12 protein-coding genes are annotated in these 12557 nt (G+C 68.5%); 9 read left to right on the forward strand and 3 right to left on the reverse strand.

The window, feature by feature from the left end:
* Positions 1–91 precede the first annotated feature (91 nt).
* From pdxH to CFB82_RS14465, 3 genes are all read left to right on the forward strand, one after another.
* On the forward strand, positions 92–736 hold the full coding sequence (pdxH, locus tag CFB82_RS14455; RefSeq protein WP_069248703.1) for a pyridoxamine 5'-phosphate oxidase: 645 nt from the start codon (positions 92–94) through the stop codon (positions 734–736).
* Between the two features lie 121 nt (positions 737–857).
* Positions 858–2078: an SAM-dependent methyltransferase gene (locus CFB82_RS14460; protein WP_069248704.1), complete on the forward strand. Its 1221-nt coding sequence runs from the start codon at positions 858–860 to the stop codon at positions 2076–2078.
* Between the two features lie 23 nt (positions 2079–2101).
* Positions 2102–3397 carry a DUF72 domain-containing protein gene (locus CFB82_RS14465; RefSeq protein ID WP_089484482.1) on the forward strand — a complete coding sequence of 432 codons (1296 nt, stop codon included), beginning with the start codon at positions 2102–2104 and terminating at the stop codon, positions 3395–3397.
* A 42-nt stretch (positions 3398–3439) separates the two neighbouring features.
* Here the strand turns inward: CFB82_RS14465 and msrA are convergent, their stop codons facing one another.
* Positions 3440–4000 (reverse strand): peptide-methionine (S)-S-oxide reductase MsrA, encoded by a 561-nt coding sequence (gene msrA, locus CFB82_RS14470; protein WP_046544550.1) that lies wholly within the window; start codon positions 3998–4000, stop codon positions 3440–3442.
* Between the two features lie 580 nt (positions 4001–4580).
* On the opposite strand from msrA, the gene CFB82_RS14475 reads away from it, so the two are divergent.
* From CFB82_RS14475 to CFB82_RS14485, 3 genes are all read left to right on the forward strand, one after another.
* Complete coding sequence (locus tag CFB82_RS14475; RefSeq protein WP_089484483.1) at positions 4581–5987, forward strand: selenium-binding protein SBP56-related protein; 1407 nt, start codon at positions 4581–4583, stop codon at positions 5985–5987.
* Complete coding sequence (locus CFB82_RS14480; protein ID WP_069248707.1) at positions 5984–6649, forward strand: hypothetical protein; 666 nt, start codon at positions 5984–5986, stop codon at positions 6647–6649. Before CFB82_RS14475 ends, CFB82_RS14480 begins: the two co-directional genes overlap by 4 nt.
* 304 nt (positions 6650–6953) lie before the next feature.
* A complete protein-coding gene (locus CFB82_RS14485; RefSeq protein WP_069248708.1) occupies positions 6954–7463 on the forward strand; it encodes a flavin reductase family protein in 510 nt (169 codons plus the stop codon).
* Here the strand turns inward: CFB82_RS14485 and CFB82_RS14490 are convergent.
* Positions 7450–7950 (reverse strand): Lrp/AsnC family transcriptional regulator, encoded by a 501-nt coding sequence (locus tag CFB82_RS14490; RefSeq protein WP_006477992.1) that lies wholly within the window; start codon positions 7948–7950, stop codon positions 7450–7452. The two genes, CFB82_RS14485 and CFB82_RS14490, sit on opposite strands and share 14 nt — an antisense overlap.
* Positions 7951–8080: 130 nt before the next feature.
* Between CFB82_RS14490 and kynB the strand changes: the two genes are divergently transcribed.
* From kynB to kynA, 3 genes are all read left to right on the forward strand, one after another.
* The gene (kynB, locus tag CFB82_RS14495) at positions 8081–8722 is read left to right on the forward strand and encodes an arylformamidase (RefSeq protein WP_089484484.1); all 642 of its coding nucleotides are present in this window, start codon (positions 8081–8083) and stop codon (positions 8720–8722) included.
* 25 nt (positions 8723–8747) lie between these two features.
* Positions 8748–10001 (forward strand): kynureninase, encoded by a 1254-nt coding sequence (gene kynU / locus CFB82_RS14500; protein WP_205191042.1) that lies wholly within the window; start codon positions 8748–8750, stop codon positions 9999–10001.
* A gap of 78 nt (positions 10002–10079) precedes the next feature.
* Positions 10080–11012, forward strand: coding sequence for a tryptophan 2,3-dioxygenase (gene kynA / locus CFB82_RS14505; protein WP_069248711.1), 933 nt, complete (start codon positions 10080–10082; stop codon positions 11010–11012).
* Positions 11013–11042: 30 nt separating this feature from the next.
* Here the strand turns inward: kynA and CFB82_RS14510 are convergent, their stop codons facing one another.
* Entirely contained in the window at positions 11043–12440 is a 1398-nt protein-coding gene (locus CFB82_RS14510) for an MFS transporter (RefSeq protein WP_089484485.1), read from the reverse strand.
* Between the last annotated feature and the right edge of the window lie 117 nt (positions 12441–12557).

Consider the following 12557-nt stretch of genomic DNA (forward strand, 5'->3'; position numbering starts at 1 on the left):
TTGCCTGAACTCCCCGCTCGCACGCGCCACTGTGCACGCACGTTTCTTGCGCGTTGGCTACAATGGTTCCAGATTGAAGCGTTTGCATAACATGACGACTCTCGCCGATCTCCGCATCAATTACTCACGCGCTTCGCTCGACGAGGCCGACGTCGCCCACGACCCGTTCGCCCAGTTCGACCGCTGGTTCAAGGAGGCGCTCGCCGCCAAGCTACCCGAGCCGAACACGATGACGCTCGCGACCGTCGGCGCCGACGGCCGACCGTCGGCACGCATCGTGCTCATCAAGGGCGTCGACGAACGCGGGTTCGTCTTCTTTACCAATTACGAAAGCCGCAAGGGGCGCGATCTCGCCGCGCACCCGCAGGCCGCGCTGCTGTTCTACTGGATCGAGCTCGAACGCCAGGTGCGCATCGAAGGCCGGATCGAGAAAACCAGCGCAGAAGAAAGCGACCGCTATTTCGCATCACGCCCGCTCGGCTCGCGCATCGGCGCCTGGGCATCCGCGCAGAGCGCGGTGATCGACAGCCGCGCGACGCTCGAAGCGCAGGAAAAGGCCGTCAGCGAACGCTACGGCGACAACCCGCCGCGCCCGCCGCACTGGGGCGGCTACCGCCTCGTGCCCGACTCGATCGAGTTCTGGCAGGGCCGCCCGTCGCGGCTGCACGACCGCCTGCTCTACACGCGCGACGCCGGCACGTCGACGGGCTGGTCGATTTCGCGCCTGTCGCCTTAAGCGCGGCGCCGGCGCGCGCCGGTCGTGTCTCGTGTTGCATCCGGGTGCCCGCGCCGCAAGCGGCGGGCGCCGGTCAAGATACTTGGCTGTATTCGATTCAACGAACAAACGGAGAATCCAAATGTTCTGGGAAAAGAAGCTGGCACAGTGGGCGGACGAAGTACGGGCGAAGGCGAACATACCGGCGCGCCTCGTGCTGTGGAACGGCGACCAACTCGATTTCGGCACCTTCAGCGCGCCGCAGGTCACGCTGAAGGTCAACAGCGCGTCGGCGTTGCCGCTCCTGCTCGAACCGAGCCTCGACAATCTCGGCGAGGCGTACGTGAAGGGCAAGATCGACATCGAAGGCAAGCTGTCGGACATCATCAACATCGGCTACTCGCTCGCGCGCAGCACGGTGACGAGCGCGAGCAAGCTGGCGCGCGTGAAGCGCTACTTCAATCACTCGAAGAGCACCGACAAGAAGGCGATCCAGTATCACTACGACGTCTCGAACGAGTTCTACAAACTGTGGCTCGACGAGAACATGGTGTACTCGTGCGCGTACTTCGAGAACGGCGACGAGGATCTCGCCACCGCGCAGATCAAGAAGATCGACCACATCCTGACGAAGATCCGGCTCCAGCCCGGCCAGCGCCTGCTCGACATCGGCTGCGGCTGGGGCGCGCTCGTGCTGCGCGCCGCGCAGAAGTTCGGCGCGCAGTGCCTCGGCGTCACGCTGTCGCAGAACCAGTTCGACCTCGCGACCGCGCGCGTGAAGGCCGCCGGGCTGGAAGACAGGATCGAGATCCGGCTGCAGGACTACCGCGAGATCGACGGGCAATTCGACCGCATCACGAGCGTCGGGATGTTCGAGCACGTCGGGCGCAAGAACCTGCCGCTCTATTTCTCGCGAATCCATGACCTGCTCACCGACGACGGCATCGCGATGAACCACGGGATCACGTCGACCGACGCGGAAAGCGGCGAGACGGCGCTCGGCGGCGGCGAGTTCATCGACCGTTACGTGTTCCCGGACGGCGAACTGCCGCACATCAGCCTCGCGCTGGAAGCCGCGCAGCGCGGCGGGCTCGAAGCGATTGACGTCGAAAGCCTGCGCCGGCACTATGCGCGCACGCTCGATATCTGGACGGAAAACTTCGAGGCGAAGGCCGACGCCGCGCGACAACTCGTCGACGACGAAAAATTCCGCATCTGGCGCGTGTATCTGGCCGGCTGCGCATATGCGTTCGAGCACGACGACGTGTCGATCTTCCAGATCGTGTGCCGCAAGGCCGGGCAGAGCGCGAAAACGCTGCCGTGGTCGCGGCGCTATATGTACGAACACGCGCTGCCGCGCTAGGCGGCGCTTCACGCTGGGCATGCATGGGTGACGGCAGGACGCGGCGCAAGGCGCCGCCGGAACGACAGCAGCACGACGACGCCAACGCGCCGCACGCCGACGGGCAATTCGACCTGTTCGGCGTGCCGGCCGACACCGCACGCGCGTCGCCCGAGAACGACGGCCCGCCTGCCGACGCCGACGGCCATGTGAACCCGGGCACGCCTGACGACGCGCAGCCGGCCCCGCGCACCCGCACCGCCCCCCGTTCTTCGGACGAAACACCGCCCGCCGCTTCCGGCCTGCTGTGGGACGAGCCGTCCCCGCCCGCTGAGCCGCCGAAGAAAGGCCGGCGCCGGCGCGGCGTGCTGCCCGCGCCGATCGCGCCGGATGTGGCCGACGCAGCGGCCGGCCTGCCGCCGAACGTCCGGCTCGGCACGTCGTCGTGGACCTTCCCGGGCTGGGACGGCATCGTCTACGACGGCGATTTTGCTCAGACGAAACTCTCACGCGAAGGGCTCGAAGCGTATGGCGCGCATCCGCTGCTGAAGAGCGTGAGCCTCGACCGGTCGTTCTACGGCCCGCTGTCGGTGGCCGACTACCTGCGTTATGCGCAGCAGGTACCCGACGATTTCCGCTTCGTCGTGAAGGCGCCGGCCTCCGTGACCGATGCAGTGATCCGCGGCCGGCGCGGCGAACCGTCGGGACCGAACCCGACCTTCCTCGACGCGGATCTCGCCACCCGGGAATTCGTGCAGCCGTGCCGCGAAGGGCTCGGCCGGAAAGCCGGCGTGCTCGTGTTCCAGTTCTCGCCGTTGCCCGACCAGATGCTTGCCCAGCCGGCGGCGCTGATCGACCGGCTGGCCGCGTTCTTCGCGGCGCTGCCGCCGCTGCCGCCGGAAGCCGACGGCACCCGCTACGCGATCGAGATTCGCGACGCGAGCCTGCTCACGCCGCGCTTCATCCGCGCGCTCGCCGCGCTCGGCGTGCGCTACTGCGTCGGCCTGCACGCGCGGATGCCCGACCCGCTGCGCCAGGCGGCCGCGCTCGCGCTGCTCGACGGCGACGCGCCGGGCCCGCTGATCGTGCGCTGGAGCCTGCACGGCGGCTTCAAGTATGAACAGGCGAAAGCGAAGTACGAGCCGTTCGACAAGCTCGTCGACGAGGATCCGGCCACGCGCTCGGCGCTCGCCGAGCTGGCCGCGCGCTATGCGCTGGCCGGGCAGCCGGTGATCATCACGATCAACAACAAGGCGGAAGGCTCCGCGCCGCTGTCGTGCATCGCGCTTGCGCGCGAGATCGCCGCCGCGTGCGCGCAGTGGCGCAACGAGGCGGCTTGATACCCGCTTGATACCGGCTTGCGCCGGCCGCGGTCACGACGCTTACGCGCCGCGCAGCGACTTCAGCCGGTGCGAGAACTTCTGCCGGAATTTCGCGAGCTTCGGCCCGATCACGACCGAGCAGTAGCCCTGCCCCGGATTACGCGCGTAATAGTTCTGGTGATAGTCCTCGGCCGGCCAGTAGTTGTCGTCGAGCGGCACGACCTGCGTGACGATCGGCTGCCCGAACACCTGCTCGCGCTCCAGTTCGCGGATCACGTCGAGCGCCGTGTCGCGCTGCGCGTCCGAATGGGTGAACACGACCGAACGGTACTGCGTGCCAACGTCGTTGCCCTGCCGGTTCAACTGGGTCGGATCGTGCGTCGCGAAGAAGATCTCGAGGATCTCGCGATAGCCGATGCGCGCCGGATCGAACGTCACGTTGACGACTTCCGCGTGGCCCGTGTCGCCCTCGCAGATGTCGCGATAGCCGGGATTGCGCGTATGGCCGCCCGCGTAGCCCGACTGGACGGCCGTCACGCCGTCGACGTCGAGAAACACCGCCTCCGTGCACCAGAAACACCCGCCTCCCAATGTCGCGGTTTCAAGCATCTCGTTCACCATGAAATCAGTCCCTCGTTGATGTCGGCAGCCGGCACGCATGCGCCGGCGCCACCGTTCCGTCTCGCCGCTGCCCACCCGCACGCGGGTCGCAACGGCACGTCGGCAAGTATCTCACTCGCGCGCGAACCTGACAGAGTGCACAGGTGTCGCGCGCGACCGGCCGCCCGTTTTCTCGACTACACTTAGGCACGCGCGAGCGCGGCGGCAAACCCGCTGTCTCGCGCAACGCGCCCGATGCATGCCCGACCCTGATGCAAACATCATCTGCCGGAACATCGCTATGCACGCCTTAACAGACATCACCCGCGTCACGCACCCGGCCGTCGCCGCGTCGCGGGCCGCGGCTTCGATTGCATCACCCCCTGGCCGCGCATCCGCCTCGCCCCGCGTGCGGCGATCCGGAACACCGCCTTTATCCGCTTTCACGATCTGATGCACGGCGTCACACGCACGCCGACGCGTGCGTCCGCCTGCCGATCGCTCCCGCCGGCGTGATGCGCGCCGTGCGGCAACCCCGACTCGCACGCCCGCAATGAACGGCCGTGCGACCACGATCCGACACCATCGAGAGGGCATCACCATGAGCATGCGGCCTGACCCGACGTTTCACGCTTCGCCGGAACTTGCGATGCAGGCGCCGCCGGAAGCGTTTGCCTATACGTTGTTGCTGAGCCCCGATTTTTCCAGACCCGACGCGCTCGCCGTGATCGACGTGAAGCCTGGCTCGTCGACCTACGGAAAAATCGTGCACACGGTCACGATGCCGAACACCGGCGACGAGTTTCACCACTTCGGCTGGAATGCGTGCTCGTCGTCGCTGTCGCCGCTGACCGGCCATGCGTTCCTCGAACGCCGCTTCCTGATCATCCCGGGCCTGCGCTCGTCGCGCATCTACGTGATCGACACGAAGCCGCATCCGACGCAGGCGCGCATCCACAAGATCATCGAGCCCGACGAGATCTTCTCGAAGACCGGCTATTCGCGGCCGCACACCGTGCACTGCGGGCCCGAGGGCATTTACGTGAGCACGCTCGGCGGCGCCGGCAAGGACGGCACCGACGGTGCGCCCGGCATCTTCATCATGGATTGCGAGACCTTCGACGTGCTCGGCCGCTGGGAGATCGACCGCGGCCCGCAGGACAAGCATTACGACTTCTGGTGGAACCTGCCGCGCGACTACATGGTGTCGAGCGAATGGGCGCTGCCGCCGCAATTCGAGAACGGGATCGTGCCCGAGGACCTGCTCGCGAACAAATACGGGCATCGCCTGCATTTCTGGGACCTGCGCGCGCGGCGCAACGTGCAGACGATCGATCTCGGCGCGCAGCACCAGATGGCGCTCGAGGTGCGGCCCGCGCACGACCCGGCGCGCGAATACGGGTTCGTCGGCGTCGTGGTCGACACGACCAATCTCGAAGGCTCGATCTGGACCTGGTGGCGCGAAGGCGGCAAGTTCCATGTGAAGGAGACGGCGACGATCCCGGCCGAGCCGGCCTCGGCCGACGAACTGCCGCCGCTGCTGCAAGGATTCGGTGCGGTGCCGCCGCTCGTGACCGACATCGACCTGTCGCTCGACGATCGCTTCCTCTACGTGTCCTGCTGGGGCACCGGCGAGATGCGCCAGTACGACGTGTCGGACCCGCACAACCCGGTGCTCGCGGGGTCGGTCCGGATCGGCGGCATCGCGCGCCGCGCGCCGCACTCGAACGGCCGCACGTTCGCGGGCGGCCCGCAGATGGTCGAGATCAGCCGCGACGGGAAACGCGTGTACTGGACCAACTCGCTGTATTCGACGTGGGACGACCAGTTCTATCCGGACGGCGTGCCGGGCGCGCAGGTGCTCGCGCACGTGGGGCCGGAAGGCGGGCTGACGCTCGCCGACGATTACTGGGTCGAGTTCCCCGACGGCTATCGCGCGCACCAGATCCGGCTCGAAGGCGGCGACTGCTCGACCGACTCGTTCTGCTATCCGTCGGTCAAGCGTTGAACGCCGGCGTTCACGCCCCGTTCGCGCTGTGGGCGGCCGTGCTCGCGAGCGGGGTGTATCACGGGCTCAACCCCGCGATGGGCTGGCCGCTCGCGGTGTCGAACGCGCTGATGACGCGCCGCGGCGGCGCGCTTGTCGCGGCGCTCGGCTATCTCGCGCTCGGCCATGCGCTCGCCGTGTTCGCGGTGATGCTGCCGTTCGGGCTGCTCGCCGCGCTGCTCGCGTGGCAAACGGCGATCCGGATCGGCGCGAGCGCGCTCGTGATCGGCTTCGGCGCCGTGCTGCTGATCCGGCGCCGGCATCCGCGGGCGCTCGCGCGGATCCCGCCCGCGCGGCTCGGCCTGTGGTCGTTCGCGGTCGCGATCGCGCATGGCGCGGGGCTGATGCTGGTACCGATCTACCTCGGGCTGTGCGGGCTCGACCAGGACGCCGGCCACCGCGCGGCGGCCACGCTCGTCGATGCGCATCTCGGGATGGCGCTCGTCGTCGCGGCCGTGCATGCCGTCGCGATGATCGGCGCCGGCGGCGGGCTCGCCTGGCTCGTGTACCGCTATCTCGGGCTGAAGTTCGTATCGCGGAGCTGGTTCAATCTCGACGCGGTGTGGGCGTCGAGCCTGATCGTGACGGGCGCGTTGTCGCTCGGGCTGGCGGCGACGCGATAGTGCGGGGGGATCTGCGGCCAATGTCGAGCAAGGGTGCCGGGCGCAGCGGCGATGCCGCACGAAAATCGCGACAGAACGGCCGTGCCGGCAGCGTGCAATCGCGCATCCGGCAGCGCGCCGCAGTGTTCGCTACGTCACCCTGCCCCCGCAATGCGCCGTCCGGCCGGGCCCGGCGGCCCCGATTCCGCTAAAATCGGGCCATGCGCACCCCTTCCCCCTCGACCGCCTTGTCGCCTTTCGTCCGCCGTGCCCGCCCCATCCGCGTCGCGCTGCGCCCGCCCGTCTCGTTCCGGATGGCCGCGCGATGAGCCACGCCAATCCTCCGGATTTCGACTCGGCCGCCTTCCGGCAAGCCCTCGGCCAGTTCGCCACGGGCGTAACGGTGATCACGACGCGCGCGCCGTCCGGCCAGCTGATCGGCATCACCGCCAGCTCGTTCAACTCGGTCTCGCTCGATCCGCCGCTCGTGCTGTGGAGCCTCGCGCACAAATCGGCGTCCACGCCCGTGTTCCGCGGCAACAGCCATTACGTGGTGAACGTGCTCGCGGCCTCGCAGCTCGACCTGTGCAAGCGCTTCTCGACCTACAAGGGCGACCGCTTCGAAGGGATCGCGCATGCGGCCGGCAACTCGGGGATGCCCGTGCTCGACGGCGCGCTCGCGTGGTTCGAATGCCACAACCGCAGCCGCTACGATGAAGGCGACCACGTGATCTTCGTCGGCGAAGTGGAGCGCTGCGGCGTGCGCACGGAATCGGACACGGCACCGCCGCTCGTGTTCCACGGCGGCGGCTTCCACGGCCTTACACCGCTTTGATCGCCCCCGTGCGCGCCAGCCCGACCGGCGCGCCGGCTTCATCCTTCAGCGTCTGCAGCACGATGTTGGACCGGATGTCCATCACGCCCGGCGCCTTGTAGAGCCGGTTCAGCACGAAATCCGAATAGTGCTTGAGGTTGTGCGCGAGCACGCGCAGCAGATAGTGGCTCTCGCCCGTCACGACGAACGCGCCGACCACCTCCGGCCATTCGCGCAGCGCTTCCGCGAAGCGCTCGTGCCATTGATTCTCTTCGTTGCGCATCGACACCTGAACGAACGCCTCGAGCTCGAAGCCGAGCTTCTCGCGGCTCAGGCACGCGCGATAGTGCTCGATCACGCCCTGCTCCTCGAGCAGGCGCATGCGGCGCAGACAGGCGGATGGCGAAAGCGAAATCCGTTCCGCCAGGTCGAGATTGCTGATTCTGCCCTCTTCCTGCAGTACCGCCAGAATCCGGCAGTCGGTGGCATCGAGCGTGATCGCGTGCATTTTTGGTCCCCGTTTTCCCTCTGAGTCGAATTATCTGCCAATCCGGCGGATTGTCCATGTTTATTTCGCAAGCACTTTCTGCGAGCGTCCACCTATCATTCGAAGGATCGACTCACCGAATCGTCATGCCATGGACACCCTCTGGGACATCTCGCCGCCTGTCAGCCCCGCCACCCCCGTGTGGCCGGGCGATACGCCGGTTTCCGTCGAACGCGTGTGGCGGATGGAGGCCGGCTCCCCGGTCAACGTCGCACGCCTGACGCTGTCGCCGCACACGGGCGCGCACTGCGACGCGCCGCTGCACTACGACGCCGACGGCGCGCCGATCGGCGCCGTGCCGCTCGACACCTACCTCGGCCCGTGCCGCGTGATCCATTGCATCGGCGCATCGCCGGTCGTGCGGCCGGCCGATGTCGCGGCCGCGCTCGACGGCGTACCGGCGCGCGTGCTGCTGCGCACCTGCGCCCGCGCCAGCGTCGAGCAGTGGGACAGCAATTTCTGCGCGGTCGCGCCCGAGACCATCGACCTGCTCGCCGCGCACGGCGTGAAGCTGATCGGCATCGACACGCCGTCGCTCGACCCGCAGGAATCGAAGACGATGGATGCGCATCACCGCGTGCGCACGCACCGGATGGCAATCCTCGAAGGCATCGTGCTCGACGACGTGCCGCCCGACGACTATGAACTGATCGCACTGCCGCTGAAATTCGCGACGCTCGACGCGAGCCCCGTGCGCGCAGTGCTGCGCGCGCTGCCCGCGCGTGCCGCCTGATTACCCCGACTGACGACCCCACATCATGATCAAGACCCGTGAAGACGCGCTCGCGCTCGACCGCGACGACCCGCTCGCCCCGCTGCGCGACCAGTTCTCCCTGCCCGACGGCGTGATCTACCTCGACGGCAACTCGCTCGGCGCGCAGCCGCGCGCCTCGGCCGCCCGCGCGCAGCAGGTGATCGGCGCCGAATGGGGCGAAGGCCTGATCCGCAGCTGGAACACGGCCGGCTGGTTCGCGCTGCCGCGCCGTCTCGGCGACAAACTCGCGACGCTGATCGGCGGCGCCCCCGGCGAGACGGTCGTGACCGACACGATCTCGATCAACCTGTTCAAGCTGCTGTCGGCGATGGTGCGCCACCAGGCCGGGCGCGCGCCCGAGCGCCGCGTGATCGTGTCGGAACGCTCGAACTTCCCGACCGACCTGTATATCGCGCAGGGGCTGATCGAGCAGCTCGGCGGCGACTACGAACTGCGCCTGATCGACGACCCGGCCGACCTGCCCGACGCGCTCGGCGCGGACACGGCCGTCGCGATGATCACGCACGTGAACTACCGCACCGGCTACATGCACGACATGCCGGCCGTCACGCAGCTCGTGCACGACGCAGGCGGGCTGATGCTGTGGGATCTCGCGCATTCGGCCGGCGCGGTGCCGGTCGACCTGAACGGCGCACGCGCGGACGGCGCGGTCGGCTGCACGTACAAGTACCTGAACGGCGGCCCCGGTTCGCCCGCCTTCGTGTGGGTGCCGCAGCGCCATCACGCGCACTTCTCGCAGCCGCTGTCCGGCTGGTGGGGCCACCGCGCACCGTTCGCGATGCAGCCGGGCTTCGCGCCCGATCCGGGCATCGCCCGCTTCCTGTGCGGCACGCAGCCGATCGTGTCGATGTCGATGGTCGAATGCGGGCTCGACGTGTTCCTGCAGACCGACATGCACGCGATCCGCCGCAAGTCGCTCGCGCTGACCGATGCGTTCATCGCGCTCGTCGAGGCACGCTGCGCGGGCCTGTCGCTGAAGCTCGTCACGCCGCGCGCGCATCACCAGCGCGGCTCGCAGGCGAGCTTCGAGCATCCGCACGGCTACGAGGTGATGCAGGCGCTGATCGCGCGCGGCGTGATCGGCGACTACCGCGAGCCGTACGTGCTGCGCTTCGGCTTCACGCCGCTCTATACGCGCTTCGCCGACGTGTGGGATGCCGTCGAGACGCTGCGCGACATCCTCGCCACCGACGCGTGGAAGGCGCCCGAGTTCGCCGAACGCGGCGCGGTGACCTGATCGGCCTTGCCCGGCGCGCGACAGCCGCGCGCCGCGCCCCGTCATTCAAATCTGGAGAGAGTCGTGAATTCTGGTCATATGCAGCCACCCGGCGACGACGCGCCGGCGGGCTGCCCGTTCTCGGGCGCACGCGCCACTCATTCGGCACCAGCGGCCCAGGTGGCGCACGAAGCGTCGCACGTGCCCGGCGATGCCGGCTGGCACAACGCGCAGCTCGATTTCTCGAAGTCGATGAGCTACGGCGACTACCTGTCGCTGAATTCGATCCTCGACGCGCAGCATCCGCTGTCGCCCGATCACAACGAGATGCTGTTCATCATCCAGCATCAGACGAGCGAGCTGTGGATGAAGCTCGCACTGTTCGAACTGCGCGGCGCCCTCGACGCGGTGCGCACCGACGCGCTGCCGCCGGCGTTCAAGATGCTCGCGCGTGTGTCGCGCATCCTCGAGCAACTGGTACAGGCGTGGAACGTGCTGTCGACGATGACGCCGTCCGAGTATTCGGCGATGCGGCCGTATCTCGGGCAGTCGTCGGGTTTCCAGTCTTATCAGTATCGGCAGCTCGAATTCCTGCTCGGCAACAAGAACGTGCAGATGCTGCAGCCGCATGCGCACCGGCCCGACATCCTCGAACAGGTGCGTGCGACGCTCGAGGCGCCGTCGTTCTACGACGAAGTCGTGCGCCTGCTCGCGCGGCGCGGCTTCCCGATCGCGGCGGAGCGGCTCGAGCGCGACTGGACGCAGCCGACCCGGCACGACGAGACGGTCGAAGCCGCGTGGCTCGAGGTGTACCGTCACCCGCAGCAGCACTGGGAGCTCTACGAGATGGCCGAGGAACTCGTCGATCTCGAGGATGCGTTCCGCCAGTGGCGCTTCCGTCACGTGACGACCGTCGAGCGCATCATCGGCTTCAAGCAGGGTACGGGCGGCACCAGCGGCGCGCCGTACCTGCGCAAGATGCTCGACGTCGTGCTGTTCCCTGAACTCTGGCACGTACGCACCACGCTGTAACGTGCGACGCACTCCCGGGCCCGCCCGCCGTCACGACGACGTGCGGGCCAGCTCCTTCCCGTCGCGCGGCTGCACTGCCGCGCGCGACAGTCGCGGAATATGCCGTCGCACGACGAGCAGCGCGACGCAGACAATCCCCATCGCAATCGCCAGCATCGTCAGATAGGCCGCGGCGCCGCCCGTGGTGATCACGATCGCGCCCGCGAACGCGCTGAGGATCGCGCCGAGCCGGCCGAACGCAAGCGCGCTCGCGGTGCCGGTCGCGCGCACGGCCGTCGGGTAGATGTACGCGCAGAGCGCATACATCGTCGACTGCACCGCGTTGACGAACAACCCGTGCAGGCCGAGCCCGACGATCAGCCAGCCCGTGTGGCGGCTCGCGTCGACACCCATCAGCCAGACCGCACTCGCCGCGCCGCCGATACTGCACAGCACGAGCGGCCAGCGCGATCCGGCATGCGCGATCGTCCACGCGCACAACAGCGCGCCGATCACGCCGCCGAGGTTGTACGCGGTGAGCCCCGTCCCCGCGACCGACACGCTCAGCCCGCTCGCCGCCAGCATCGTCGGCAGCCAGCTGAACGCCGCATACACGGCAAGCAGGCACATGAAGAACGCACACCACAGCGCGATCGTGTCGCGCGCCTGGCCGCTCGCGAACAGCGCGCCGAAGCCGCCGCGGCCGCCTGCCGCGCGTGCGTCCCTCAGGTCGGTGAAGGCGGTGCCCGGTGCGACGGGCCGCTCCATCCGCGCGAGCAGCGCGCCGAGTTCCGGCCAGCGCGCCGGGCGCCGCGCGAGATAGCGCGGCGATTCGGGCAGCCCACGCACGAGCACGAAGCCGAGCACGAGCGGCAACGCGCCGCCAGCGAAGAACAGCCCGCGCCAGCCGTAGCGCGGCAGCACCTCGTGCGCGAACAGGCCGGCCAGCATTCCGCCGAGCGGCACGCAGACGATCGTCGCGGTCACCATCATCGTGCGACGCCGCGCGGGCGTGTATTCGGCCGTCATCGTCGTGGCCGTCGGCAATGCGCCGCCGATCCCGAGGCCCGCGACGAATCGCAGCACCGCGATCGCCGTGACGTCCGGTGCAAAGCCGATCGCGCAGGTCGCGATACCGAACAGGAACACGCTGCCGATCACGGCCTGGCGGCGGCCGAAGCGGTCCGCGACGATCCCCGCGCACGCACTGCCGATGCCCATCCCGACCAGCCCGGCCGCCACCGCCGGCGCGAACGCACCACGCGTGATGCCCCATTCGCGGATCAGCACCGGGATCGCGAAGCCGATCAGCTGGCCGTCGAAGCCGTCGAGCACGATCGCGAGCGCGGCGAGCAGCACCACGCAGCGCTGCATCGTCGTGAACGGCCCGTCGTCGAGCGTCGCGCCGATGTCAACGGACGGCGGTTGCAATCCGTCGCGCGTGCTCATGCGACCTCCCGTGCGCCGCGCTCGGGCGGCAACATGCGCAAGCGGCGCGCGGCAAGACAACGGCATTCGATGGCGTTCATGGCGTCTCCGGTTGCCCGGGCTGGCGCAGCGGCGCGT

Source organism: Burkholderia sp. HI2714 (assembly GCF_002223085.1).
Taxonomy (GTDB): domain Bacteria; phylum Pseudomonadota; class Gammaproteobacteria; order Burkholderiales; family Burkholderiaceae; genus Burkholderia; species Burkholderia lata_D.

Excerpts from the sequence above, each read along its gene's own strand:
- CFB82_RS14485 (WP_069248708.1), top strand. The coding sequence starts at position 6,954 with ATGAGCCACGCCAATCCTCCGGATTTCGACTCGGCCGCCTTCCGGCAA.
- CFB82_RS14460 (WP_069248704.1), top strand. The coding sequence starts at position 858 with ATGTTCTGGGAAAAGAAGCTGGCACAGTGGGCGGACGAAGTACGGGCG.
- CFB82_RS14490 (WP_006477992.1), bottom strand. The coding sequence starts at position 7,950 with ATGCACGCGATCACGCTCGATGCCACCGACTGCCGGATTCTGGCGGTA.
- CFB82_RS14475 (WP_089484483.1), top strand. The coding sequence starts at position 4,581 with ATGAGCATGCGGCCTGACCCGACGTTTCACGCTTCGCCGGAACTTGCG.
- kynA (WP_069248711.1), top strand. The coding sequence starts at position 10,080 with ATGCAGCCACCCGGCGACGACGCGCCGGCGGGCTGCCCGTTCTCGGGC.
- msrA (WP_046544550.1), bottom strand. The coding sequence starts at position 4,000 with ATGGTGAACGAGATGCTTGAAACCGCGACATTGGGAGGCGGGTGTTTC.
- kynB (WP_089484484.1), top strand. The coding sequence starts at position 8,081 with ATGGACACCCTCTGGGACATCTCGCCGCCTGTCAGCCCCGCCACCCCC.
- CFB82_RS14510 (WP_089484485.1), bottom strand. The coding sequence starts at position 12,440 with ATGAGCACGCGCGACGGATTGCAACCGCCGTCCGTTGACATCGGCGCG.
- pdxH (WP_069248703.1), top strand. The coding sequence starts at position 92 with ATGACGACTCTCGCCGATCTCCGCATCAATTACTCACGCGCTTCGCTC.
- kynU (WP_205191042.1), top strand. The coding sequence starts at position 8,748 with ATGATCAAGACCCGTGAAGACGCGCTCGCGCTCGACCGCGACGACCCG.
- CFB82_RS14465 (WP_089484482.1), top strand. The coding sequence starts at position 2,102 with ATGGGTGACGGCAGGACGCGGCGCAAGGCGCCGCCGGAACGACAGCAG.